Source organism: Mitsuaria sp. PDC51 (assembly GCF_900113225.1).
In the GTDB taxonomy this organism is placed as follows: Bacteria; Pseudomonadota; Gammaproteobacteria; order Burkholderiales; family Burkholderiaceae_C; genus Roseateles.
In genome coordinates this window covers 1,327,739-1,350,586 of sequence record NZ_FOZE01000002.1, presented here as the reverse complement: position 1 = coordinate 1,350,586, position 22,848 = coordinate 1,327,739, and the positions used below count along the sequence as shown (strand labels likewise).

21 protein-coding genes are annotated in these 22,848 nt (G+C 70.6%); 14 read left to right on the top strand and 7 right to left on the bottom strand.

All coding sequences use genetic code 11. The features are described from left to right. The first annotated feature begins 48 nt into the window (after window positions 1-48). Complete coding sequence (locus tag BM393_RS17330) at window positions 49-681, top strand: LysE family transporter (protein ID WP_091729120.1); 633 nt, start codon at window positions 49-51, stop codon at window positions 679-681. Window positions 682-846: 165 nt separating this feature from the next. Then, on the top strand, window positions 847-1,731 hold the full coding sequence (locus BM393_RS17325; protein WP_175538385.1) for a DMT family transporter: 885 nt from the start codon (window positions 847-849) through the stop codon (window positions 1,729-1,731). A 300-nt stretch (window positions 1,732-2,031) separates the two neighbouring features. Here BM393_RS17325 and BM393_RS17320 read toward each other — a convergent pair whose 3' ends face one another. Genes BM393_RS17320 through alr form a run of 3 tightly spaced genes read right to left on the bottom strand, consistent with a single transcriptional unit; the run spans window position 2,032 to window position 4,364 of the window. Beyond that, complete coding sequence (locus tag BM393_RS17320) at window positions 2,032-2,799, bottom strand: hypothetical protein (protein WP_091729114.1); 768 nt, start codon at window positions 2,797-2,799, stop codon at window positions 2,032-2,034. 22 nt (window positions 2,800-2,821) lie between these two features. After that, on the bottom strand, window positions 2,822-3,229 hold the full coding sequence (gene arfB, locus BM393_RS17315) for an alternative ribosome rescue aminoacyl-tRNA hydrolase ArfB (RefSeq protein ID WP_091729111.1): 408 nt from the start codon (window positions 3,227-3,229) through the stop codon (window positions 2,822-2,824). 31 nt (window positions 3,230-3,260) lie between these two features. Next, window positions 3,261-4,364 (bottom strand): alanine racemase, encoded by a 1,104-nt coding sequence (gene alr, locus BM393_RS17310; protein WP_091729109.1) that lies wholly within the window; start codon window positions 4,362-4,364, stop codon window positions 3,261-3,263. A gap of 219 nt (window positions 4,365-4,583) precedes the next feature. Here alr and lplT point away from each other — a divergent pair, with 219 nt between their 5' ends. Beyond that, window positions 4,584-5,861 carry a lysophospholipid transporter LplT gene (lplT, locus tag BM393_RS17305; protein WP_091729106.1) on the top strand — a complete coding sequence of 426 codons (1,278 nt, stop codon included), beginning with the start codon at window positions 4,584-4,586 and terminating at the stop codon, window positions 5,859-5,861. A gap of 63 nt (window positions 5,862-5,924) precedes the next feature. Here lplT and BM393_RS17300 read toward each other — a convergent pair whose 3' ends face one another. After that, entirely contained in the window at window positions 5,925-6,866 is a 942-nt protein-coding gene (locus BM393_RS17300; RefSeq protein ID WP_091729101.1) for a hypothetical protein, read from the bottom strand. Between the two features lie 232 nt (window positions 6,867-7,098). On the opposite strand from BM393_RS17300, the gene BM393_RS17295 reads away from it, so the two are divergent. From BM393_RS17295 to BM393_RS17285, 3 genes are all read left to right on the top strand, one after another. Next, window positions 7,099-7,959, top strand: a complete 861-nt coding sequence (locus tag BM393_RS17295) for a DMT family transporter (protein ID WP_091729096.1) — start codon at window positions 7,099-7,101, stop codon at window positions 7,957-7,959. A gap of 59 nt (window positions 7,960-8,018) precedes the next feature. Beyond that, the gene (locus BM393_RS17290) at window positions 8,019-8,516 is read left to right on the top strand and encodes a glutathione peroxidase (protein ID WP_091729093.1); all 498 of its coding nucleotides are present in this window, start codon (window positions 8,019-8,021) and stop codon (window positions 8,514-8,516) included. 63 nt (window positions 8,517-8,579) lie between these two features. Further along, the gene (locus BM393_RS17285; RefSeq protein WP_091729090.1) at window positions 8,580-9,734 is read left to right on the top strand and encodes a DUF2332 domain-containing protein; all 1,155 of its coding nucleotides are present in this window, start codon (window positions 8,580-8,582) and stop codon (window positions 9,732-9,734) included. Between the two features lie 49 nt (window positions 9,735-9,783). Here the strand turns inward: BM393_RS17285 and BM393_RS17280 are convergent, their stop codons facing one another. Continuing rightward, complete coding sequence (locus BM393_RS17280; RefSeq protein WP_091729086.1) at window positions 9,784-10,254, bottom strand: BON domain-containing protein; 471 nt, start codon at window positions 10,252-10,254, stop codon at window positions 9,784-9,786. A 319-nt stretch (window positions 10,255-10,573) separates the two neighbouring features. Here BM393_RS17280 and BM393_RS17275 point away from each other — a divergent pair, with 319 nt between their 5' ends. Next, a complete protein-coding gene (locus BM393_RS17275) occupies window positions 10,574-11,881 on the top strand; it encodes a glutamate carboxypeptidase (protein WP_091729083.1) in 1,308 nt (435 codons plus the stop codon). 27 nt (window positions 11,882-11,908) lie between these two features. Here BM393_RS17275 and BM393_RS17270 read toward each other — a convergent pair whose 3' ends face one another. Further along, a complete protein-coding gene (locus BM393_RS17270) occupies window positions 11,909-12,310 on the bottom strand; it encodes a PaaI family thioesterase (RefSeq protein ID WP_091729078.1) in 402 nt (133 codons plus the stop codon). Window positions 12,311-12,450: 140 nt separating this feature from the next. Between BM393_RS17270 and BM393_RS17265 the strand changes: the two genes are divergently transcribed. The 6 genes from BM393_RS17265 to BM393_RS17240 all read left to right on the top strand — a co-directional run bounded on the left by BM393_RS17265 (window position 12,451) and on the right by BM393_RS17240 (window position 18,197). Next, a complete protein-coding gene (locus BM393_RS17265) occupies window positions 12,451-13,644 on the top strand; it encodes an amino acid aminotransferase (protein ID WP_091729074.1) in 1,194 nt (397 codons plus the stop codon). A 229-nt stretch (window positions 13,645-13,873) separates the two neighbouring features. Then, complete coding sequence (locus tag BM393_RS17260) at window positions 13,874-15,247, top strand: D-amino acid dehydrogenase (RefSeq protein WP_310732159.1); 1,374 nt, start codon at window positions 13,874-13,876, stop codon at window positions 15,245-15,247. 111 nt (window positions 15,248-15,358) lie between these two features. Next, window positions 15,359-16,588: a serine hydrolase gene (locus BM393_RS17255; RefSeq protein ID WP_141225376.1), complete on the top strand. Its 1,230-nt coding sequence runs from the start codon at window positions 15,359-15,361 to the stop codon at window positions 16,586-16,588. Window positions 16,589-16,621: 33 nt separating this feature from the next. Further along, the gene (locus BM393_RS17250) at window positions 16,622-17,515 is read left to right on the top strand and encodes an LD-carboxypeptidase (protein WP_217648460.1); all 894 of its coding nucleotides are present in this window, start codon (window positions 16,622-16,624) and stop codon (window positions 17,513-17,515) included. A 111-nt stretch (window positions 17,516-17,626) separates the two neighbouring features. Further along, a complete protein-coding gene (locus tag BM393_RS26205) occupies window positions 17,627-17,878 on the top strand; it encodes a type II toxin-antitoxin system RelE/ParE family toxin (RefSeq protein ID WP_404932667.1) in 252 nt (83 codons plus the stop codon). After that, window positions 17,850-18,197 (top strand): DNA-binding transcriptional regulator, encoded by a 348-nt coding sequence (locus tag BM393_RS17240; protein ID WP_141225374.1) that lies wholly within the window; start codon window positions 17,850-17,852, stop codon window positions 18,195-18,197. The genes BM393_RS26205 and BM393_RS17240 overlap by 29 nt, the downstream gene beginning before the upstream one ends. A 74-nt stretch (window positions 18,198-18,271) precedes the next feature. Here the strand turns inward: BM393_RS17240 and BM393_RS17235 are convergent, their stop codons facing one another. Beyond that, complete coding sequence (locus tag BM393_RS17235; RefSeq protein WP_254783485.1) at window positions 18,272-21,181, bottom strand: TonB-dependent receptor domain-containing protein; 2,910 nt, start codon at window positions 21,179-21,181, stop codon at window positions 18,272-18,274. A 225-nt stretch (window positions 21,182-21,406) separates the two neighbouring features. Between BM393_RS17235 and dacB the strand changes: the two genes are divergently transcribed. After that, a complete protein-coding gene (gene dacB, locus BM393_RS17230; protein WP_175538384.1) occupies window positions 21,407-22,840 on the top strand; it encodes a D-alanyl-D-alanine carboxypeptidase/D-alanyl-D-alanine-endopeptidase in 1,434 nt (477 codons plus the stop codon). Window positions 22,841-22,848 lie beyond the last annotated feature (8 nt).

Genomic DNA, 22,848 nt, shown 5'->3' with positions numbered 1-22,848 from the left:
GCTGGCGGGCGGCGTGCTACAACCTCGGGTCCTTCGAAGGAGTCGATCATGGAGTTGTCAGTCTGGCTGGGGTTCTTCGCGGCCTCCTGGGCCATCAGCCTGTCCCCGGGCGCGGGCGCCATCGCGGCGATGAGTGCCGGACTGAATCACGGCTTCCAGCGCGGCTACTTCATGACCATCGGGCTGATCCTGGGCATCCTGACCCAGATCGTGGTGGTGGGCGCCGGCCTGGGCGCGCTGATCGCGGCCTCCGAGCAGGCCTTCGCCGTGGTGAAGTGGGCCGGCGTGGCCTACCTCGTGTACCTGGGTATCCAGCAATGGCGTTCGCCGGCCCGGCCGCTGGTGGCGGAGCAGGCCGAGGCCAAGCAGGTCTCGCGCCGTGACCTGGTGCTGCGCGGCTGGGCGATCAACGCGGTGAACCCCAAGGGCACCGTCTTCCTGCTGGCCGTGGTGCCGCAGTTCCTGAACCTGCATCACAGCCTGACGCAGCAGTACGCGGTGATCGGCGCGACGCTGGCCTTCACCGACGCCGTCGTGATGGCCGGCTACACGCTGCTGGCGGCGCGAGTGCTGCGGGCGCTGCGCTCGGAGTCCCACCTGAAGGCGATGAACCGGATCTTCGGCTCCTTGTTCGTCGGTGCCGGCGCGCTGCTGGCGACCTTCAAGAAGGCCGCCGACTGAGGGCCGACGCGCCCCCATTCCGCACGATTTCCGACGTCCCCCAGGCGGCCCGCGTCAGGACCGCCTCCCACCGAAGGCCGCCCCCAAAGGGCGGCCTTGTTGTTTTCCCCGGCCCGCTGAATGCGTCCCCGCGCGGGCGGCCGGTACAGATCGCTGCCGCACATCATGTCCACCGTTTCCGACCGCTGGTTGTTCTGGGGCCCGACGCTGATCTGGGCCAGCACCTGGCACGTGATCCTCTACCAGCTGGGCTCGGGCGTGCCGATCCTGAACTCGGTCGGCTGGCGCTTCGGGCTGGCCGCGCTGATGCTGGCGGGCTTCGCGCGCTGGCAGAAGCTGTCGCTGAAGCTGCCCTTGTCGGCGCACGGGCTGATGCTGGCGACCGGCATCGTGCAGTACAGCGGCAACTACTTCTCCGTCTATGAGGCGGAGCGCCACATCCCCAGCGGCCTAGTCGCGGTGCTGTTCTGCCTGATGGTGTTCGGCAATGCCCTGTCCGGGCGAATCTTCTTCGGCCAGCGGGTGACGGGGCGCTTCCTGGCGGCGTCGGCCGGCGCGGTCGCGGGCGTGGTGATGATCTTCTGGCCGGAGATCGCCTCGACCGGCGCGCGCCCGACCGCGGCCTACGGCCTGGCGATCGGCCTGGCGGCGGTGCTGGCCGCCTGCATCGGCAACGTGCTGACGCTCACCCTGACCCGGCGCGGGCTGCCGCTGGTGCCGGTGCTCGCCTGGAGCATGGGCTACGGCGCGGTCTTCCTGCTGGTGGCGTCGGTGGCGACGGGGCAGGGCCTGAACTTCGCCTGGACCTCGTCCTACGTGCTGAGCCTGCTGTACCTGGCGGTGTTCGGCTCGGTGATCGCCTTCGTCCTGTATTTCAAGCTGGCGCAGCGCCAGGGCACGGCGCGCGCGGCGCTGACCGGCGTGGTGATCCCGGTGATCGCGCTGGGGATCTCCGCGATCTTCGAAGGCTGGCGGCCGACGCTGCTGGCGCTGGCCGGCATGGTGCTGTGCCTGGGCAGCATCTACGCGGCGACGCGGCCGCAGCGCTGAGTTCAGCCGCCGCAGGATCCGCTGGAGGACCTCAGGCCCTGACCGCGGCGCCCGCCTTGCGCCGGCGCACCGCCACGCCGATCGCGGCGACGCCGGCCAGCATCAGCGCTTAGCTCGCCGGCTCCGGCACCACCGCCGCATCGAGCTGGCGCAGGCTGCGGCCAGCGCCGCCACGGCGAGCATCCGCCCGCCCATCTTCTTGTGCATGAGGTCCCTCCCGAACCGGGGGGATTCTCTTCGTGTCAGTTCTGCAAAGCCGCCGCTCACCCCCCCGCATTCGCAGGGGCTGCTCGCGGATCGTCACTTCGCCCAGCCGATCTCCGCCGCCGTCGCCGGACCGATGACCGTCTCGCCCAGGTTCGAGGGAATGCGCGCCTCGCCCTCGCGCACCGGGATGCGGCCGGCCATCAGTTCCGCGGCGGATTGCGGATAGCGCGGCTCCTGCCGCGGCGCGGCGTAGCCGTCCGGAAACACCGGTGCCAGCGTCGAGCGGTCGTACTTGTCCGTCGCGCCGAAGGTGTGCAGCGCCTCGTGCGCGATCACCACCTCGTTCTGCGCCTGCTGGCCGCGCGCGGCGAAGAGATGCACCAGCCCCAGCCGCCCCTTCTCCAGCCCGATCGAGTGCGGCAGCGCGCCCGCGTAGTCCGGCGGGTGATACATCAGGAACAGCTTCACATCGGGCACCGGCGAGCTCGCCGGCGTCTGGCGCCAGGCCCACCAGCGCATCCGCAGGCTCCAGGCGATCGCCGACAGCGGATTGGCGCTGGCCGGCGCCGGGGGCGGGGCCACCCGCACGCGCTTGCCCAGCACCACCCGCACCGGCTGCGACAGCGGCACGCCGTAGCGCCGCGCCTCGTCCTGGAAGTAGGGTTCCAGCCGCGCGAAGGCCGACTCGTCCAGCCGGCCCAGGTAGGCCTCGGTCTCGGCGTCGCCACCGGCGCTGATCGGATAGAGCGTCACCACCTGCGGCCGCTTCCACGACTGCGCCTGCCAGCGGCCGACCAGCGTCGTGCCCGCCACCGTCACCAGGATCCCGAGCAGGACCAGGATGCGGAGTGCCTTGAACATATGTTCTCCCTCGTGAATGGCTTCAGTCGACGCGCACCTTGCCGCGTCCGGCCTTGATGTCGCCGCGCTGGGACTTGGCCTCCAGGCGGCGCTTCTGCGAGCCGTGCGTCGGCCGCGTCGGCCGGCGGGTCTTGGGCGTGTGCGCCACGCTCTGCGCCAGGGCGACCAGCCGCGCGATCGCGTCGGCGCGGTTCTGCTCCTGGCTGCGCGACTCCTGGGCCTTGATGACGACGATGCCCTCGGCGGTGATGCGCTGGTCGCTGAGCGCCAGCAGCCGTTCCTTGATCACCGCCGGCAGCGTCGAGCGCCGGATGTCGAAGCGCAGGTGGACGGCGCTGCTGACCTTGTTGACGTTCTGCCCGCCGGGTCCGCTGGCGCGGATCGCGGAGATCTCCAGCTCCCAGTCGGCCGGCGTCCAGTCCAGATGCATGACGCCGACGCGACCAGGCGCTCGCCGGGCCTCAGCCCAGGGTCTCGACGTGCACCGGCACGCGCTGGGCCAAGGCGCACATCAGCTCATAGCCGATGGTGCCGGCGGCGCGGGCCACCTCGTCGATCGGCAGCACCGCGCCCTGCGGGCCCTGGCCCCACAGCGTGACCTCGCTGCCGATGCCTTCGGCCGGCAGGTCCGTCAGGTCGACCGCCAGCATGTCCATCGACACGCGCCCGATCGTCGTGCTGCGCTGGCCGCCGACCAGCACCGGCGTGCCGTGCGGCGCGTGGCGCGGGTAGCCGTCGGCATAACCGCAGGCCACCGTGCCGATGCGCATCGCGCGCTGCGCCACGAAGCTGCTGCCGTAGCCGACGCTGTCGCCCTCGCGCAGATGCTGGACCGCCAGCACCTTGGCCCGCAGCGTCATCGTGGGTTTCAGGCCCCAGTGGGCGATGTCGTGCTCGGGGAAGTCCGGCGCGCTGCCGTAGGTCATGATCCCGGAGCGCACCCAGTCGGCGCGCACCGCCGGATCCTGGCTGTGGCGCAGGATCGCGGCGCTGTTGCTCAGCGAGCGCTCGCCGGGCAGGTCGGCCGTTGCCTCCTTGAAGACCGCCGTCTGGTGCGCGATGCCGCGCGGGCCGTCGGCGTCCGAGAAATGCGTCATCAGCGAGATCTCGTCCACCTGCGGCAGGGCGTTCAGCCGCGTCCAGGCGCCGCGGAAGGCGCTGGGCGTGAAACCCAGCCGGTTCATGCCGCTGTTGAGCTTGAGGAACACCCGGTGCGGCTCGTGCGTCTTGTGCATCGCCAGCCAGTCCACCTGCTGCTCGTGATGGACGGTGTGCCAGAGCTTGAGCCGCGAGCACAGCTCCAGGTCACGCGCCTCGAAGCAGCCTTCCAGCAGCAGGATCGGGCCGCGCCAGCCCAGGTCGCGCAGGCGCTGGGCCTCGTCCAGGTCGAGCAGCGCGAAGCCGTCGGCGGAGCGCAGCGCGTCGAACACGCGCTCGATGCCATGGCCGTAGGCGTTGGCCTTGACGACGGCGAAGACCTGCGCGTCCGGCGCGCGGGCGCGGGCACAGGCGATGTTGTGGGCCAGCGCGGGCTGGTGGACGATGGCTTCGATCGGACGCGGCATGGGTCGGCATTGTGCCGCGCAGGAACGGTTTCACGCCCCGCGGCGGTGCGAGGGGGGAGAGGTCGCGAGGGTCGGAAAAGCGGTGCGAAATAGCACAGAGCCGCTGTCCCGGGAAGGTCTGTTACGAAAACGAGCGCGTGCTATAAACCCGCCGCAGCGCTGCCTTTCCCCACCCCGTGGACCCAGCGTGATCACCGCAGTTCCAGGTATGCCGGGTCGATGAAAAAAGGCTTCTACACCATCATGTCAGCGCAGTTCTTCAGCTCGCTGGCTGATAACGCGCTGTTCGTCGCCGCCGTGGAACTGCTCCGCACCAGTGGAGCCGCCGAATGGCAACGCGCCGCGCTGGTGCCGATGTTCGCGCTGTTCTACGTGGTGCTCGCGCCCTTCGTCGGTGCTTTCGCCGACGCGGTCCCCAAGGGCAAGGTCATGTTCATCTCCAACACCATCAAGGTGTTGGGCTGCCTGAGCATGCTGGTGGGCGTCCATCCGTTGATCGCCTACGCGATCGTGGGCCTGGGCGCCGCCGCCTATTCGCCGGCCAAGTACGGCATCCTGACCGAACTGCTGCCGCCGTCCCAGCTGGTCAAGGCCAATGGCTGGATCGAGGGCCTGACCATCGCCTCCATCATCCTGGGTGCCGTCTTCGGCGGGCAGCTGATCGGCGCCAAGGCCTCGGCGGTGCTGCTGGCGATCGACGTGCCCTTCATCGACACCGGCATCGACACCCCGCCGGAGGCCGCCATCGCCTTCATGGTGGTGCTGTATTTCATCGCGGCGCTCTTCAACCTGCGCATCCCCCGCACGGAGGCCCCCCTCCAGCCCATCGCCCACAGCGCGACCGACCTGGTGCGGGAGTTCGCCGCCTGCAACTCGCGGCTGTGGCAGGACAAGCTGGGCCAGATCTCGCTGGGCATGACGACGCTGTTCTGGGGCGTGTCGGGCAACATGCGCTACATCGTCTTCGCCTGGGCCGCCGCGGCGCTGGGCTACGGCACGACGCAGGCCTCGGCGCTGGCGGGCGTGGTGGCGATCGGCACGGCGGTGGGCGCGGTGGTCGCCTCGGTGGCGGTGCGGCTGGACAAGGCCACCAGCGTCATCCCGCTGGGCATCGGCATGGGGCTGCTGATGCTGGTGCTGAACTTCATCGACAACCTCTACCTGGCCATCCCGTTCCTGATCCTGCTGGGCGGCATCGGCGGTTATCTGGTGGTGCCGATGAACGCGCTGCTGCAGCATCGCGGCCACAACCTGATGGGCGCCGGGCGTTCGATCGCGGTGCAGAACTTCAACGAGCAGGCCTGCATCCTGGGGCTGGGCGCGCTGTACACGATGCTGACCCGCTTCGGCACTTCGGCCTTCGGCTCGATCACGATCTTCGGCCTGCTGGTGGCGGGGATCATGTGGGTCGTCGGGCGCTGGCATGCGCACAACAAGCGCGAGCACACCGAAGAGCTCGAGCGCCTGCTCGCGATCGCGCGCAGCGACAAGCACTGAGGCCGCTCTCTCCCGCTTGCGGGAGAGAGCAGGGGTGAGGGCCAGCGGCGGTGGCCGGGCGGCTCAGCGCCGCGCGCGGCCTCGGCCGCTGGGCGGCGTCTCGACGACCAGGCCGCCGGTGGTCAGCACCTGCTCGATGTGCTCCGACCACGCGCGGCCGATCTTCAGGCAGCCGCTGTGGTTGAGGTGGATCTCGTTGTGCCAGTCGCCGCTGATGCCGCTGGCACCGGGCGCGGCCGCGGCCAGCGGCACGGCGGTCGAATCGAACACGAACAGTCCCGGGAACTGCTCCTTGTCCGCCATCAGCGACTTCAGCAGTTGCGCCAGGTGCATCACCATCAGCCGGCTGACCGCGGCCCAGTCGGCCGCCGGGATCGCGTAGGCCTTCAGCGCCGGATACAGCCACGGCCCGTGGCCCGCATCCTCCGCGCCGGCCGGCCGCGGCATCGGCACTGCGTAGCAGTGCATGAACACCGGCTTGCCGGCGGACGGCCCCTGGTCGCGCAGCGTCAGCAGATGACGCAGGTTGGCCTTCAGGTAGTCCGCGTAGGTCGCCCAGCCCGGCTCCGAGAAGTAGCGGCCGACCCCCGCCGACGGCGGCCCCCATTCGGTCTGGCGGCGCAGCAGGCGCAGGTGCAGCGGCACCTCGGCGCCGTCGATCTGGGTCGGGGTCTGCGCCGCCTTGATCAGGTCGTTGCCGCCGACGGACAGCAGGATGCCGTCCCACACCGGCGATTCCGGCGCCGTCAGCAGGCGCACGAAGTCCGGCGCGGATTCGAGCTCGACCACCTTGGACAGGCTTTCGCGCTGGCCGGCGCAGTTGATCGCGACGGCGGGTTTGGTCAGCACCAGTTCCTGGAGCAGGTTCGCATGCGCGCTGAGCTTGGCCTGGGCGGTGGAGAACCAGGAGTCCCCTTGGGCCAGCAGGCGCCAGTGGTAGCCCTGCAGGTCGGGCCCGGGGTTGGACTGCAGATCCTCGGGGGCGAAACAGGCCAGGTGATCCAAGAGAAGCTCTCCCTAGTTTGGTGGACGGGTCACACGCGACAGGGTAGGCCGCGTGCATGACAGGCGCACGGCGCCCCGATTGGAGGGCAGGGTCAGTCCTTGCGCCATGCTACAAACCCTGGGCATTGTTGGCCGCGCCGCGAGCCGGTTCCAAGTCCCGACCCGGGGACTGTTGCGCAAGCCCCACCCCTGTCCCTTCCCTCTGTCCCCTGGCTCCCGCCGCCGTTCCCGCATGCCGATCCTCGCCCTGATGCTCAACGCCACCATCTGGGGGCTGTCCTGGTGGCCTTTCCGTCAATTCGAGGGGGCGGGCATGCACCCGCTCTGGACCACGGTGATCATGTACGCGCTGTCCTGGGCGGTGGTGCTGCTGAGCCAGCGCGGGGCGGTGTCCGAATGGCTGCGCTCCCCCGGCCTGTGGGTGGTGACGCTGGCGGCCGGGATGACCAACACCGCTTTCAACTGGGGCGTGTCGACCGGCGACGTGGTGCGGGTCGTGCTGCTCTTCTACCTGATGCCGCTGTGGGCGGTGCTGCTGGCGCGGGTGGTCCTGCACGAGCCCTTGACGGCGATGGCGGGCCTGCGGATCGCCCTGGCGCTGGGGGGCGCGCTGGCCGTGCTGGCGCCCGCGGACGGCGGCTGGCCGGTGCCGTCCAGCCTGCCGGACGTGCTGGGGCTGGTGGGCGGCATGACCTTCGCGTTCAACAACGTGATGCTGCGCCGCGAGGCCGCCCGCAGCCCGGGGGCGCGGGCGCTGGCGATGTTCACCGGCGGCGTGCTGGTGGCGGGCCTGTCGGCCATCGCCATGGCGGGCCACGGCCTGGCGCCCTGGCCCTCGCTGCCGGGCGCGATCTGGCTGCTGCCGCTGGCGGGCATGGCGCTGCTGTTCTTCGTCTCCAACCTGTCGCTGCAGTACGGCGCGGCGCGGCTGCCGGCGAACGTCACGGCGGTCGTGATGCTGACCGAGGTCCCGGTGGCGGCGATCTCGGCGCTGCTGCTGGGCGGCGGCACGCTGGACGGCAAGACGGCGCTGGGCGGTGCGGCGATCCTGGGAGCGGCGATGCTGGCGGCCCTGGAGCGCCACCGCGCCTGATCCGCCGCGCCGCGCTAGGATGCACCCCGGCCCACCCGGCCCCAACGAGGAGGTCCCCCATGAGCGCCAATGGCAAGACTGCCTTCGACTTCGACGCCGTCAGCATCGCTGGCGAGCCGGTCGCGCTGTCGCAGTACCGCGGCCGCGTGCTGCTGATCGTCAACACCGCCAGCGAGTGCGGTTTCACCCCGCAGTTCAAGGGCCTGGAGGACCTGTGGCGCGACTACCAGGCCCGCGGGCTGGTGATCGTCGGATTCCCGAGCAACGAGTTCGGCGGCCAGGACCCCGGCAGCAATGAGGAGATCGCCTCGTTCTGCCAGCTGAACTATGGGGTCAGCTTCCCGATGATGGCCAAGGTCAAGGTCAACGGCGGTGAGGCGCATCCGCTGTGGCAGTGGCTCAAGGGCGAGAAGCCCGGGATCCTGGGGACGCAGGGCATCAAGTGGAACTTCACCAAGTTCCTGGTCGGGCGCGATGGGCAGGTGCTCAAGCGCTTCGCGCCGAACGACGCGCCGGCGGCGATCCGCGGCGAGATCGAGGCGGCGCTGGGCGGCTGAGCGGCCTCAGCGTTCGGGGAGGCCGGCCGCGACCGGACCGATCCGGCAACGCGGATTTGTCGGATGGCCGACATTCTGGCCGCGCACGACGGCCTGGAGTCCATCGCCATGGAAGACGCACTCGGGCGCATCGCCCACCACTTCGCCCGTTTCGCCGAGATCGACGGCCAGGATGACCCGCTGTACCGCGCCCTCGCGACGGTTATCGGCGGCGATGCCGCGCTGATGGGCCTGCTCCTGGAGGCGCCCTCGACGCAGCGCCTGCCCGTGCTGCTGCTGGCGGCGCTGCATGAGCGGATCCTCGCGGGCGATCCGCATCCGTTGGCGGCGTATTACGCCAGCGTCGGCGGGACGCGCGCGCCCGACGACGCCTTGCCGGCGACGCTGCGGGACTTCATCCAGCGCGAGGACCCGGCGCTGCGCGCGCTGATCCGCACCCGCACGACGCAGACCAACGAGACCGGTCGCTGCGCGGTGCTGCGGCCGGCCCTGCAGGCGCTCGCGACGCGGCTGGGCGGGACGACGTCGGCGCCGGTGGAACTCGCGCTGTTCGACTTCGGTTGCAGCGCCGGCCTGAACCTGGGCGTCGACCGCTATGCCTATGACGATGGTGTCGAGGTCACGCCGGGCGCGAGCCCCGACGCGCCGGTGATCCGGACGCATTGGCGCGGCGAACGCCCCACCGGCCTGCTGGGCGCGCCGTGCTGGCGGGCGGCGCGGCGGATGGGCGTCGACCTGAACCCGGCCGACCCCGCCGACGAAACCGCCGCTCGCTGGTTGCGCGCCTGCCTGTGGCCCGGCGACGCCGCCCGGCGCGAGCGCCTGGACCGTGCGCTCGCCGATGCGCGGCGGCATCCGGTGCCGCTGGTCCGCTCGGCGGACGGCCTGTCAGTGCTCGAGCGCTGGATGGCGGACCTGCCGGCCGGCGTCACGCCGGTGCTCGTCAATGTCTGGGTGCTGGCCTACTTCGACGCCGAGGCCTTTCGCGCGCACGTCGAGCGCATCGAACGCCTGGTCCGCGAGCGCGGCCTGGCCTGGATCAGCGGCGAGATCGGCAAGCTGGCGCCGCTGCCGTCGCCGCCCGACTGTCCGCCGGGCGAGTCGCCGGGCAGCAGCACCCTGTGGACGCTGCAGTGGGCCGATGGCGGCGAGCCGCGGACCGGGGCGCTGGCGTGGTCCCACCCCCATGGCCGGTGGATCGAATGGCTGGAGGCTTGAAATCCGGCGTTCGAGGCCGGCGGCTGACGCAGGCGCCTCCACCGCCGGTTCAGTGAGAGGCCGCCGCGGCCGGTCCGCCCGGCACGACCTGGAGCTCGTTGATGACGGCCTCGACATCGTCCAGCTGCTTCACCAGCGCTTCCAGCGCCGCGGCGTCCCCGGCGCTCCGCACGCAGCCCTGCAGCCAGATCCAACGCCGCTGGCCGAGCGCCCAGACGCTGGTCGTGGCGGCGAAACGGCCGTCCGCGGCGATGGCTTTCTGCACCCGCGGCATGATTTCCTTGTCGTAGAGATAGGCGTTGGGCAGGCGGCAGCGGCCACTCTGGAAGCAGCTCGTGCCGCGCTCGATGCGACCGTGGGCCTGGGCCCGGGCTTCAGCCTCGGTGAGCAGCGGGCCCGCCGGGACCGGGCACACCGAAGGCGGGATCGCCGACGTCAACTGGACGAAGGGATCGTCGAAGACATTGCGGCGGACGTCGTCGCCGAGCGCCGGGCCGGTGGCCAGGGCCAGGACCAGCACGACGCTCCCGAGCCGTCGGCGCCGTGCCGGTGCCGGGCGCGGGAAATCCGTGACAGGGGAGCGGCCCACGGGCGAGGGTGTCGATGGCATGAGCGCGAGCCTGCCTCAACGCGCGCCCGGCCGCCAGGGCCGCCGCGACGGCTGAAGGGCCTCAGCGCATCGGTGACGCCGCCAGGGATGCCGCGAGCGCTTGCGTCGCTCCGCACACGAAACACTTTCAGCGCGGACGGCGGAGCGGTCTGCCGATAGGATCGGCCCTTCCTTCGCTCCCCCGAGGGAGCGGCGACGACAAGCACCCCACCGATCGGAGACCTCGACGATGCTGGCTTCCTTCCCCGTCTGGCGCCGCGCGGCGCTCGCCCTGGCCGCGATGGCCGCCCTCGGCGTCCAGGCGCAGACCGTGCCCGAGCTGCAGGCCTTGGCCGCCAGGGAGCAGCCCCATCTGATGAAGACGCTGCAGCAACTCGTCGAGATCGAGTCCGGCAGCTCCGACCGCCAGGGCCTGGACCGCATCGCCGGCCTCATCGCCCAGCGGCTGCGCGAGCTCGGCGGGCAGGTGCAGCTGATCGATCCCGACACGACCATCGCGTCGCCGACCTCCGACGCCGGCGACGGCCCGGCCAAGGTGGGCCAGATCGTGCGCGCGTCGTTCAAGGGCGGCAGCGCCACCGGCAAGCGCGTGATGCTGATCGCGCACATGGACACCGTCTACCAGCGTGGCGGCCTGAAGCAGCAGCCCTTCCGCATCGACGGCAACCATGCCTACGGCCTGGGCATCGCCGACGACAAGCAGGGCGTGGCGACCATCCTCCACACGCTGGCGATGCTCAAGGCGGTCGGCTTCAAGGACTACGCGGAGATCACCGTGCTGATCAACGGCGACGAGGAGATCGGCTCGCCCGGATCGAACGCGTTGATCACCCGGCTGGGCGGCGAGCACGACGCGGTGCTGTCCTTCGAGGGCGGCGGCGGGCCGACGACGCCGGACACGGTGCGCCTGGCCACCAGCGGCATCGCCTCGGTGGACCTGAAGGTCAAGGGGCGCTCGTCGCATGCGGGCGCGGCGCCGGAGAAGGGCGTCAACGCGCTGTACGAGATGGCCCACCAGATCATGCAGACCCGCGACCTGTCCGACCCGAAGAACGGGAAGCACCTGAACTGGACGATGGCCAAGGCGGGCTCGGTCCGCAACGCGATCCCGGAGCGGGCCGAGGCCAACGGCGACGCGCGGGCGGACCGCGTCGCCGATTTCGACGGCATGGAGGCCGAGCTGCGCAAGCGCATCCAGAACAAGCTGCTGCCGGAGTCGGAGATCACGCTGAGCTTCGACCGCCGCCGGCCGCCGCTGCAGGCGACGGAGGCCTCGCGCGCGCTGGCCGCCAAGGCCAAGGCGCTGGCCGACGAGCAGAAGCTGGAGCTGGTCGTGCGTGACCGCCCCACCGGCGGCGGCACCGATGCGGCCTATGCGGCGCTGGCGACCAAGGCGCCGGTGATCGAGGGCCTGGGCGTGCGCGGCTACGGCGCGCACAGCAGCGACAGCGAGTTCGTCGTCATCGACGCCATCGCGCCCAAGCTCGTGCTGGTCACGCGCCTGGTGATGGCCATCGGCAGCGGCAAGGCGCTCTGACGATCCCGTCGCTGATTCCGGGAGGGCTCAAGCCTTCGGATACAGGACCATCTGCGTGCAGCGGAACAGCGCGATCGTCTTGCCCTCGTGGCTGACGGTCGCGTCCCAGACCTGCGTCGTGCGGCCCATGTGCACGGCCACGGCGGTGCATTCGATGACCCCGTCGCGGGCGGTGCCCAGGTGGTTGGACTTGAGCTCGACGGTGGTGAAGTTGCTGGCGCCGTCCGGCAGCGAGGCGATGCAGCCGTACCCGCAGCAGGTGTCGGCCAGCGTGACGACGCTGCCGGCATGCAGGTAGCCGTTGGGCGCCATGACCTGCTGACGCACGGGCAGCCGCGCGTGGACGCGGCCCTTCTCGACCTCGACGATCTCGATGCCCAGGTGGCCCGGCAGGCAGGCGGCGCCACGCGCGTTGAAGTCGGTGATCATGTGATTCGGTGGGGCAGGTGATGCGAAGCCGGCATTGTCGTCGTGCTGTACCGGTGCGCCGGCGGCGGGGCTGTTGCGGTGCGGCGGGGTCCGGCTGGGGATAATGGCCGCCGCCGTTTGTCCAACCTGGAGTTCCCAGCATGTTCCAGCACGTCGACGCCTACGCGGGCGATCCCATCCTCAGCCTGAACGAGGCCTTCCAGAAGGACCCGCGCACGCAGAAGATCAACCTGTCCATCGGCATCTACTTCGACGACGACGGCCGCATCCCGATGCTCGATTCGGTGCGCCGGGCCGAGCTGGCCGTGGTGGAGCAGGCCGGCGCCCGGCCCTACCTGCCGATGGAAGGTGCCGCCAATTTCCGCACCGAGGTGCAGAAGCTGCTGTTCGGCGCCGACAGCGAGGCGCTCAAGAGCAACCGGGTGGCGACCATCCAGGGCGTGGGCTCGTCGGGCGGCCTGAAGGTGGGCGCGGATTTCATCAAGCGTTACTTCCCCGACAGCGCCATCTACCTGAGCGACCCGACCTGGGACAACCACCGCGCCGTCTTCGAGGGCTCGGGGCTGGAGTGCCGCAGCTACCCGTACTACGACGCCAAGACCGGCGGCCTGCGCTTCGACGCGATGCTGCAGGCGCTGGCGGAGGCGCCTGCGCGCAGCATCGTGCTGCTGCATGCGTGCTGCCACAACCCGACCGGCGTGGACCTGTCGCAGTCGCAATGGGACGCGCTGATCCCGGTGCTGAAGGAGCGCGAGCTGATCGCCTTCCTGGACCTGGCCTATCAGGGCTACGGCGACGGGCTGGAGCAGGACACCTTCGCGATCCGCGCGCTGGCCGCCGAGGGGCTGAGCTTCTTCGTCGCCAACAGCTTCTCCAAGAACATGAGCCTGTACGGCGAGCGCTGCGGCGCGCTGTCGGTCGTGTGCCCGGACGCGGCGCAGGCGGCCAACGTGCTGGGCCAGCTGAAGTTCACCATCCGCCGCAACTACTCCAACCCGCCGATGCATGGCGGCCAGGTCGTGGCCAAGGTGCTGGGCGACCCGGCGCTGCGCGCGCTGTGGGAGGGCGAGGTCGAGGAGATGCGCGAGCGCATCCTGGCGATGCGCAACGCGCTGTTCGAGGTCATCACGGCCAAGATTCCGGGGCGCAACTTCGATTACTTCCTGACGCAGCGCGGCATGTTCAGCTACACCGGGCTGACGCCGGAGCAGGTGGACCGCCTGCGCGAGGAATTCGGCGTCTACATCCTGCGCTCGGGCCGGATGTGCATCGCCGGCCTGAACACCCGCAATGTCGAAGCCACCGCGAACGCGATGGCAGCCGTGCTGGCCTGACCGACGTCTCCGTCTGGTCCCTTCGCCTGGGATTCATCCCCTCTCTCGACACCCCTCGCGCCCGCATCATTCCCTCTCCCCCCGGGAGGGGGAGAGGGCAGGGTGAGGGGGTTCTCGCCGTAGCGCTGCGGCAGATCGAAAGACCCCTCACCCCCGCCCTCTCCCCGCACGCGGCGGGGAGAGGGAGTAACCCGGTTGGCGCGTTGTCTGTCACCGCGCCGTCACTGCGCTGCCACCCGCTGGCACCGCATTTGCGCGCATTCAACAGGGTTATGGGTGGCGGCCTCGCTTTCATTGGCTGAGGGCGGCGCGAATCCGTACCCTCCCGGACCATTCAAGAATGAATTCGTCCGGGATGAAGCAACTCGTGGTGATCGGTGGCGGCGTCGTTGGCGTCACCACCGCCTGGGCCCTGGCGGAGGCGGGGCACCGGGTGACGCTGGTGGAGCGCGAGGCCGCGCTCGCCACCGGCGCGAGCCGGGCCAACGGCGGGCAGCTCAGCTACCGCTACGTGTCGCCGCTGGCCGATGCCGGCGTGCCGCTGAAGGCGCTGCGCTGGCTGCTGGACCCCGACGGCCCGCTGCGCTTCAAGCCCGATGGCACCGCCGCGCAGTGGCGCTGGCTGGCCGCCTTCCTCGCCCACTGCCGCGGTCCGATCAACCAGCGCACCACCGAGCGCCTGCTCGAACTGGGCGCCTTCAGCCAGCAATGCTTCGGCGAGCTGCAACGCCACGCGGCGCTCGACGCCATCGAGCTGCGCACGCCCGGCAAGCTGGTCGTCTACCGGAAGGCCGAGGAATTCGCCCGCGTGGCCGCGCGCGCGCCGGGCGGACCGGAACGCGCGCTGACCCGGGACGAATGCCTCGCCATCGAACCCGCGCTGGGCGATGGCGGCGCGGACTGGCTCGCGGGTGGCATCTTCACCGCGGGCGAGGCCGTGGCCGATTGCCACGCGCTCAGCGTCCAGCTGGGCGAGCGCCTCGCGCGGCATCCGAATTTCCAGGGACGGCTGCAGGCGCATGCGACCGGTTTCGTCGTCGAGGGCGAGCGCGTCGTCGCGCTGCGCACCGACCAGGGCGAACTGGCGACCGGCGGGGTCGTGCTGGCGGCCGGGCTGCAGAGCGCGGCGCTGGCGGAACTGGTCGGCCTGCGGCTGCCGCTGTATCCGCTCAAGGGCTACAGCCTGTCCGCGCCGATCAACGGCGTGCACCGTCCGCCGACGGTCAGCGTGACTGACTTCGAACGCAAGACGCTCTATGCCCGCATCGGTCAGCAGCTGCGCGTGGCGGCGATGGTCGACCTGGTCGGCGAGGACACCCGCATCGATCCCAAGCGCCTGGCGGCCTTGCAGCGCAATGTGCGCGAGACCTTCCCGAAGGCCGCCGACTACGACCGCGCGGTGCCCTGGGCCGGGCTGCGGCCGGCCACGCCGTCTGGCGCGCCGATGCTGGGCGAGACCCCGCTGCGCGGGCTGTGGCTGAATGTCGGCCATGGCGCCCTGGGTTTCACCTTCTCCTTCGGCTCGGCCCGCATCGTGGCCGACTTGGTTTCCGGCAAACCCAGCCCGATCGCGCTGGACGGGCTGCAGCTGCGTGCTGCCTGAGGGCTCGCGGTGACGGACGGACGCACCGCGCCCTCGCCCACGGCGCCATCGCCCGCCGCGCCGGCGGACCGCCGCGCGCCGCTTCGTCCGGGCGCTCGTCCCGCACAGCCGTTGACCCAAGCCGCCCTGGCCCAGGCCTTGCGCGAGGCGGTCCTGGCGCAGGACTTCGGCGCGACGCTGGATCCGCAGGACGAGGGGCGACCGATCCGGCACTTCCCCAGCATCGACCTGGCCGTCGCGGCCTTCCCCGAGTCGGGACCGCCGGTGTGGGCGAACGTGGCGTTCTCGCGCGAGCATCCGCAGGGCTTGATCGCCGAGCTGCCGGCCGATGGCGGGCCGGTGCGCAACTTGCGCTTCCTGGCGGACCAGCGCGATGCCGACGGGAACTCGATCGCGTGGCGCCCGGGCTCGGATTGGTCCGCGATGGACTGGGTGCCGCTCGCGGGCGCCGCGGGCGAGGGCGGCGGCCGCGTGGTCGCGCCCTATCCGGCGTCGCTGCTGAAGCTGATGGTGCTGGTCGGCATCGGGCGGCTGGTCGACCAGGGACGCGCTGGCTGGTGGCAGTCGCTGGAATACGGCGGCCGCGAGCGCGTGGTGGCCGACTGGGCCTATGACATGGTCACCTGGAGCAGCAACGAGGCGACCTCGGCGCTGGTGACGCTGATGCATGCGGCCGGTGCGATCCGTCGCGACGGCGGACGCGAGGTGCGCAACGAGTTGCATGCGCTGTTCGCGTCGCTCGGGCTGACGACGCTGCGCCTGGCCAACACGACGGCCGAGGGCGGCTGGGGCAACGCGGCGGGGTCCGGCGTCGGGCAGATCCAGATGACGGCGTGGGACACGGTGCGCCTGCTCTGGTGGCTGGACCCGACCGCGCCCCGCGCGCCCTGGCTGGCGGCCGACGCGCCGCGGCTGTCGCCCGAGAGCCGCAATCAGGCGATGCATGCGCTGCAGGACCAGGCGCTGCATCAGGTGCTGTCGAGTGGCGCCTTGGCGGGCGTGCCGGGCTGGGTGCCGGGCCTGCCGGCGCGGCTGCCGTCGCGGTGGTTGCAGCCGGACGGATCGCTGCAGGCGGGCGAGGTGTCGCTGCCCGGCGACCTGCGGCGCTTCGCGGCCGGCGGCGAGGTCTGGTTCGCGCACAAGACCGGCAACACGGAGAACTACGCGTCCGATGCCGGCATCGTGCGCGGCATCGCGCCGCGCCGGCGCCATTACCTGATCGCGCTGCTGACCAGCCTCGGGTCGCGCTACGCTCCCGATTCCCGCTGCCCGACGACGTGGCGCATCCCGGCGCTCGGCGCCGCGATCGACGCGCGGATGGCGGCGTGGCTCGAGGCCTGAACTCGACGGTTGATCGTGATGCCTTCCACCCCCATGCTGCTGCCTCCCCTGCCCGAGCGCGCCTGCCTCGGCATCATCGCCCCCGCCGGTCCGCCGCGCGAAGGCAGGCTCGATCAGGTCGTGCCGATGATCGAGCGGCTGGGCTTTCGCGCGAAGGTGTTCCCGGGCTGCGCGGGTCCCGCGTTCCTCGGCCATCTCGCGGCGGACGACGACCGGCGGCTGAACGACCTGGAGGCCGCGCTGGCCGATCCCGACGTCGACGCCGTCATCGGCCTGCGCGGCGGTTACGGCTGCATGCGGCTGCTGGACCGGATCGATCGCGCGCTGCTGCGCCGCTTCCCGAAGCCGCTGATCGGCTACAGCGACCTGACGGCGCTGATGGCGCTGCGACAGCAGGAGGGCCTCGCCAGCTGGCATGCGCCGATGCCGGCCTCGGACTGGTGCAAGGGGGAGTCCGGATGGGCCGATGCCGTCGCGCTCGCGCAGCGGCTGCGGCGGGGTCTGCGGGAAGGAGAGCGGCTTGGGCCTGCGCTCGCACCGCACCCGCTGAATCGCGGGACGGCACCCGTTCGCGGCGTGCTCACGGGAGGCAATCTCGCGGTGCTCGTGGCGCTGCTGGGCACGCCGTTCATGCCGGACCTGCGGGGCTCGGTGCTGTTCCTCGAGGACGTCGGGGAGGACCCCTACAAGATCGATCGCCTGCTGTGCCAGCTGCGCCTGAGCGGCGCGCTCGACCAGCTGACGGCCGTGCTGCTGGGCAGCTTCAGCGATGCGGACTCGCCGGATGAGGTGCTGGCCGATTACTTCGGCGGGCTCGGCGTGCCGGTGCTTGCCGGTTGGCCAAGCGGCCATGCGTCGCCGAACCTTCCGCTGCCGATTGGTGTCGCGGTGACGCTGGATCCGGTCGCGAGAACGCTCGAAGCCTGAGCAGGTTGCCCCCATCGGAGGGCCGACCTCAGGGCGACGACTTGGCACGCAAGGCCTGGCACTCTTCTCGTTCGCGAAGATGCGAGGAGGTCGACATGGCTCGCGCCGTCTATCTGGTCCCAGGCTTTCAAAAGTGGAGGCGCAAGCAGGGCATGCGCAGACGGTGATCTCTGCCGTGCCGTGGCTGAAATGGAACGCGGCCTGATCGATGCAGATCTTGGTAGTGGACTCTTCAAGAAGCGGATTGCACGATCCGGCGCCGGCAAACGCGATGGCTTCATCGTTCAGCGGGATGCCGCAATCAATTCTGGATTTCTGACGGAGGTGCTCTGTGATGCGCAAGCGCAAGTACGACTCGATTGATCGAATGGTGAAGACCGGACGCGGCATGCACGCCTGCGGGTTGGTCAGCGGTGAGCATTTCCAACGCCTGGCGTGGTGCGGCATTGCACCGCCGGCGCCGCTGACGCCCGACGAGGTCCGGGCCATCCGGGAGGAGGCGGACCTCAGCCTCTATGTCTTCGCGAACATGCTCAGCACGACAGCGCGGCTGCTGCGCCGCTACGAGCAAGGGCTGGATCGACCGACCGGTCCGCTCCTGCGATTCCTGCACACGATCCGGGAGCAGGGCGTGCAGCGCATCTTCCCCTTGACCTCGGCCGCACTGGGCGGCAAGGCGTAAAAAAGCCCGCCGGTTCCCCGGCGGGCTTTCGTGTGTCCGAGCCCGCCGCGCGAGGCGGCAGGCCATCGGAGCGATCAGAAGAACTTGTAGTCCAGCCCCAGCGTGAACGAGCGCCCGCGCGGGTCGGCGACGCGCGGCTCCCACGAGCTGCCCGAGCCGGTGTTGCTGTCGTAGCTGTTCGCGAACGGCGGGTCCTGGTCGAGGATGTTCTTGATGCCGGCCGTGATCGTCAGGTTCTTGATGCCGGTGTAGGCCACGCTGACGTGGTGCAGGTAGTACGGCTTGACCCACGGGTCGAAGGCCGGGGCCGTCGCGTTGCCGTTGGCGATGCCCGGCGGCACGTAGCCGTAGTAGCCCGTCGAGTACTGCTGGCGCAGCGACCAGGCCCAGTCGCCATAGGCGTAGGTGATGTAGGCGCTGTGCTTCCAGCGCAGGCCCAGCTCGCTCGAGCGCGTGAAGCGGCCGACCTCGCTCGGCCCGAAGGGCACGTTGTCCAGCAGCTTGGACTTCTTCTCCAGCAGGTAGGTGCCATCCAGGCCGGCCGTCAGGCGGCCGCCGTTGAGCGGCGTGCTGCCGCGCATCGACAGCTCCAGCCCGCGCGTGCGCGTCTCGCCGGTGTTGATCCAGCGCGTGTCGACGATCTTCAGCGCGCCGGTGCTGTCACGCAGGAAGGCCTCGGGGAAGAGCTGGTAGTTGTTCAGGATCTGCGACAGCGTCAGGCTCTGGATCTGGCCGTCGCGCTTGATGTCCCACAGGTCGACGCTCATGTTGAAGGCCGGCGAGGGCTGCCACACGAAGCCGATGTTGGACATCTTCGACTCCTCCGGCCGCAGGTCCGGCTTGCCGCCGAAGAGCGTGTTGAAGGTGATCGCCTGGCAGCCCGGCGCGTTGCTCACCACGTTGCCGGGGCAGGTCGCCGGATCCGGCACGCCGGCGCCGGTGTAGGGCGACTCGGTCACGCCATTGAACAGCTGGTTGAAGGTGGGCACCCGGAAGCCGGTGCTGTACGAGGCGCGGAACACCAGGCTCTCCAGCGGCTGGTAGCGCACCGACGCCTTCGGGTTGGTCGTGCTGCCGAAGCCGGTGTACTTGTCATAGCGCACCGACAGGTTCAGGTCGAGGTTCTTGACGATCGGGATGATGGTTTCGCCGAAGATCGCGCCCACCTTGCGCTTCACGCCGCTCAGCGCGTTGATGTTGTCGAACGGCGCGTTGTAGACCCAGGTGTTGATGTCGTTGGTGTTGACCGAGGTGTTGCCGTCGAAGCGGTACTTCTCGATGCGGTAGTCCACGCCCAGCGCCGCCATCACCTCGCCCGCCGGCAGCTTGAAGACCGGGCCCGACACGGTGGCGTCGAACTGGTCGGTCGTGTACTTGCCGCCATAGAGCTCCGTCCCCGCCGCCGAGATGGCGTTGAGCGCCGCCAGCGCCGCCGGCGTCTGCGACTCGCCCGCCAGCAGGAAGGGGTTGAGCACGCCGGTGTTGATCAGGTTGGCCAGGCCGACGTAGTTGTGATAGCCGCTGCCCAGCGTCGAGGTGCTCTTGCTGTAGGCGTGCGAGGCGCCGGCCTTGTAGTCCCAGTCCTTGAGGAAGGGCAGCGGGCCGTCCAGGCTCAGCAGGTAGCGGCCGGTGTCGGTGTCGGTGCCGATGGCGCGCTCGCCGCATTCCATGCAGCGCCAGCGGAAGGTCATCGGCAGGCCCTGATTGGCGGCCAGCGAAGGGAACTGCGCCACCAGCGCGTCGAACACCCGCTGGTAGCCGGCACCGCTGGACGGATAGGCCAGGTCGGCGAAGGGGTTGCGCGTGGTCGTCCCATTGGGCAGGCCCAGCGTCGAGGTCGACGCGGCGCTGCTGATCTGGTTGGGCGAGAAGTACTTGGTCGACTCCGACTTGCCCAGCAGCAGCTCGCCGGTCAGCAGGTGCTCGCCGAGCTTGAGCTGGCCGCGGGTGACCAGGTTGGTGTTCTTGACCGGCTGCTGGATGACCGCGGCGCGTCCGGTGTCCCAGGCGCAGCCGAACTGGTTGGCCGGCGAGGCGGAGGCCGAGTTCCACAGCTTCTCCGCATACGGCCCCATGCCCGGCTGCGAGGCGCAACCGGCCTGGCCGGGCAGGTCCAGGATGTTGACGCTGTTGATCGCGGCGCCGTTGTACAGCGGGCCGGTGTTGGCGTTGGAGCCCGGGCGGCTCAGCACGTTGCGGATGGTCGTGCCCGTCGTCGTGGGCAGGAAGAGCGTCGCGAAGGGCGTGCCGCGCGTGTCCGGCGACAGGCCGCGATCGGGCTGGAAGCTGTTGACGAAATCGCGCTGCGAGCCGTCCAGGCGCTTGTTGTCGGTCACCGACAGCACCGCCAGCAGGTTGAAGCCGTCCTTGTCGATGTTGCCGGCGCCGCCGGTCAGCGACGCGCGGTAGATGTTGCCGCCGCCGTGTTCGGTCACGTCGGTGAAGGCGCTGGCCTGCAGGCCCTGGTAGTCCTTGCGCAGGATGAAGTTGATGACGCCGCCCACGGCATCGGTGCCGTAGGTCGAGGAGGCGCCGTCCTTGAGCACCTCGACGCGCTCGATGGCGGCCATCGGGATCTGGTTCAGGTCGACGACGCCGCCGTTGAGGCCGTGCGCGGCGATGCGGCGGCCGTTCAGCAGGATCAGCGTCGCGTTGGCGCCCTGCAGGCGCAGGTTGGCGGAGGTCGCGCCGTTGTTGCCCCGCGCCTGGCCCGAGACCACGTCGGCATTGGAGGCCAGGTTGTCCAGGCCGTTGCCGTTGGCCGAGAGTGTGGCGATCAGCTGCTCGGCAGACACGATGCCCTGGCGGTCCAGGTCCCGGCGGGAGATGGTCTGCACCGGCAGCGCGCCTTCGTCCTGGATGCGCTTGATGCTCGAGCCGGTGATCTCCACCCGCTCCATCTTCTGGACCTCCTGCGACCAGGCCGCCGCATGGGCGCCCAGCCCCACCACCACGAGACAGCGAGCGAGTTGATTCAGTTTCACGACCTTCTCCTTGTTAACCGGACCCGGCGTCCTGCAACGCCGCCAACGACGGAGGCGCGACCATTGGCGATCGACCTGTTGCGAGCTGCGAACGATCTTCAAGCACGAGACGATTTCAAGGTCCTAGGAACCTCACCCATTTGTTGCTTCCGTCCCGATGAATGCTTGTCGCGCGTCCATAACCTGCGGGAATGCAAAGGCGCCGGGCCGATACAGTCGCCCCTCATGCGATCGATCACCGCCTTTGCTCTCCTGGTCGCCGCGCTGGCCACGACCGGCTGCGCCACCCTCATCGACACGCCGCCCGCGCCGGTCCAGGCCGCCTTGCGCGAGGCCGGCGTGCCGGCCGCCTCGCTGGCGGTGGTGGCCCATCCGCTGGAGGCGCCCGGCACCGGCCTGCGCCTGAACGCGGACCGGCCGATGGCGCCCGCCTCGACGATGAAGACGATCACCGCGGTGGTCGCGCTGGACCGGCTGGGGCCGGGCAGCCGCGGGCAGACGCAGCTGCTGGCCGCGGGCGAGGTCCGTGATGGGCGACTCGACGGGCCGCTGGTGCTCAAGGGCGGGGCCGACGCGGACCTGGACTGGCCCGCGCTGTGGGCGATGCTGCGCGAGCTGCGGGAGCGCCATGGCGTGCGCGAACTGGCCGGCGGCATCGTCGTCGACCGCGGCCTGTTCAACCCGTCGCGGCTGGACATCGACGCGCCGCGCTTCGACGAGCAGGCGGAATTTCCCTACAACGTCATCCCCGACGCGCTGCACCTCAACGGCAGCCTGCTGCAGTACGACCTCGCCGCCGATGAGCGCGGGCTGACGGTGCGGCCCTTCCCGCAATTCGGCGCCCTGGTGATCGACACCAGCGCGGTGAGGCTCAACGACAAGCCCTGCAAGGACTGGGACGACGGCTGGATGCCGTCCCGCTTCGAGCCCTTGCCCGGCGGTGGGGGCCGGCTGGTGCTGGCGGGGGAGTTCCCGCGCGGCTGCCAGGTGACGCAGTCGCTGAACGTGCTGGACCGGCAGTGGGAGACGGCGCAGGCCTTGCGCCAGTTGTGGGGTGAGTTGGGTGGGAGCTTGTCGGGCGAGATCCGCGAAGGCGCGACGCCCGAGGGCGCGCGCGTGCTGGTCCAGCATCGCGACCGCCCGCTGGCGGAGCTGCTGCGGCCGGTGATGAAGGCTTCGGACAACGCGCTGGCGCGGCTGCTGTTCCTGCGCCTGGGCGCTGCCGCGGCGCAGCCGGGCGAGGACACGCGCCAGGCCGCCGCGCGCGTCGTGCGCGACTGGTTCGCGGCGCAGCGGATCGACACCACGGGCATGACGCTGGAGAACGGCTCAGGCCTGTCGCGCACCGAGCGGGCGACTGCGGCGCAGCTGGCGGCGATGCTGGGGGCGTCGGCGCGCGGGCCGCACGGGCCGGAGCTGCTGGCGACGCTGCCGGTGGCGGGCGTCGACGGGACGCTGGCGCGGCGCATGAAGGGCACGGCGGCCGAGGGCCGAGCCCGCATGAAGACTGGCACGCTGCGCGACGTCGTGGCGCTGGCGGGCTACGTGCCGGACTCGACCGGCCGGACCTGGATCGTCGTCGCCATCGTCAACGACGAGCAGGCGATGAAGGCGCGCCCCGCCATCGACGCGCTGGTCGACTGGGTGGCGCGGCAATGAGCGCAGAG

Bases quoted from the DNA above. Each gene is read 5' to 3' on its own strand.
- BM393_RS17330 (WP_091729120.1), top strand. From the start codon at position 49: ATGGAGTTGTCAGTCTGGCTGGGGTTCTTCGCGGCCTCCTGGGCCATC.
- BM393_RS17325 (WP_175538385.1), top strand. From the start codon at position 847: ATGTCCACCGTTTCCGACCGCTGGTTGTTCTGGGGCCCGACGCTGATC.
- BM393_RS17320 (WP_091729114.1), bottom strand. From the start codon at position 2,799: ATGTTCAAGGCACTCCGCATCCTGGTCCTGCTCGGGATCCTGGTGACG.
- arfB (WP_091729111.1), bottom strand. From the start codon at position 3,229: ATGCATCTGGACTGGACGCCGGCCGACTGGGAGCTGGAGATCTCCGCG.
- alr (WP_091729109.1), bottom strand. From the start codon at position 4,364: ATGCCGCGTCCGATCGAAGCCATCGTCCACCAGCCCGCGCTGGCCCAC.
- lplT (WP_091729106.1), top strand. From the start codon at position 4,584: ATGAAAAAAGGCTTCTACACCATCATGTCAGCGCAGTTCTTCAGCTCG.
- BM393_RS17295 (WP_091729096.1), top strand. From the start codon at position 7,099: ATGCCGATCCTCGCCCTGATGCTCAACGCCACCATCTGGGGGCTGTCC.
- BM393_RS17290 (WP_091729093.1), top strand. From the start codon at position 8,019: ATGAGCGCCAATGGCAAGACTGCCTTCGACTTCGACGCCGTCAGCATC.
- BM393_RS17285 (WP_091729090.1), top strand. From the start codon at position 8,580: ATGGCCGACATTCTGGCCGCGCACGACGGCCTGGAGTCCATCGCCATG.
- BM393_RS17275 (WP_091729083.1), top strand. From the start codon at position 10,574: ATGCTGGCTTCCTTCCCCGTCTGGCGCCGCGCGGCGCTCGCCCTGGCC.
- BM393_RS17270 (WP_091729078.1), bottom strand. From the start codon at position 12,310: ATGATCACCGACTTCAACGCGCGTGGCGCCGCCTGCCTGCCGGGCCAC.
- BM393_RS17265 (WP_091729074.1), top strand. From the start codon at position 12,451: ATGTTCCAGCACGTCGACGCCTACGCGGGCGATCCCATCCTCAGCCTG.
- BM393_RS17250 (WP_217648460.1), top strand. From the start codon at position 16,622: ATGCTGCTGCCTCCCCTGCCCGAGCGCGCCTGCCTCGGCATCATCGCC.
- BM393_RS17240 (WP_141225374.1), top strand. From the start codon at position 17,850: ATGCGCAAGCGCAAGTACGACTCGATTGATCGAATGGTGAAGACCGGA.
- dacB (WP_175538384.1), top strand. From the start codon at position 21,407: ATGCGATCGATCACCGCCTTTGCTCTCCTGGTCGCCGCGCTGGCCACG.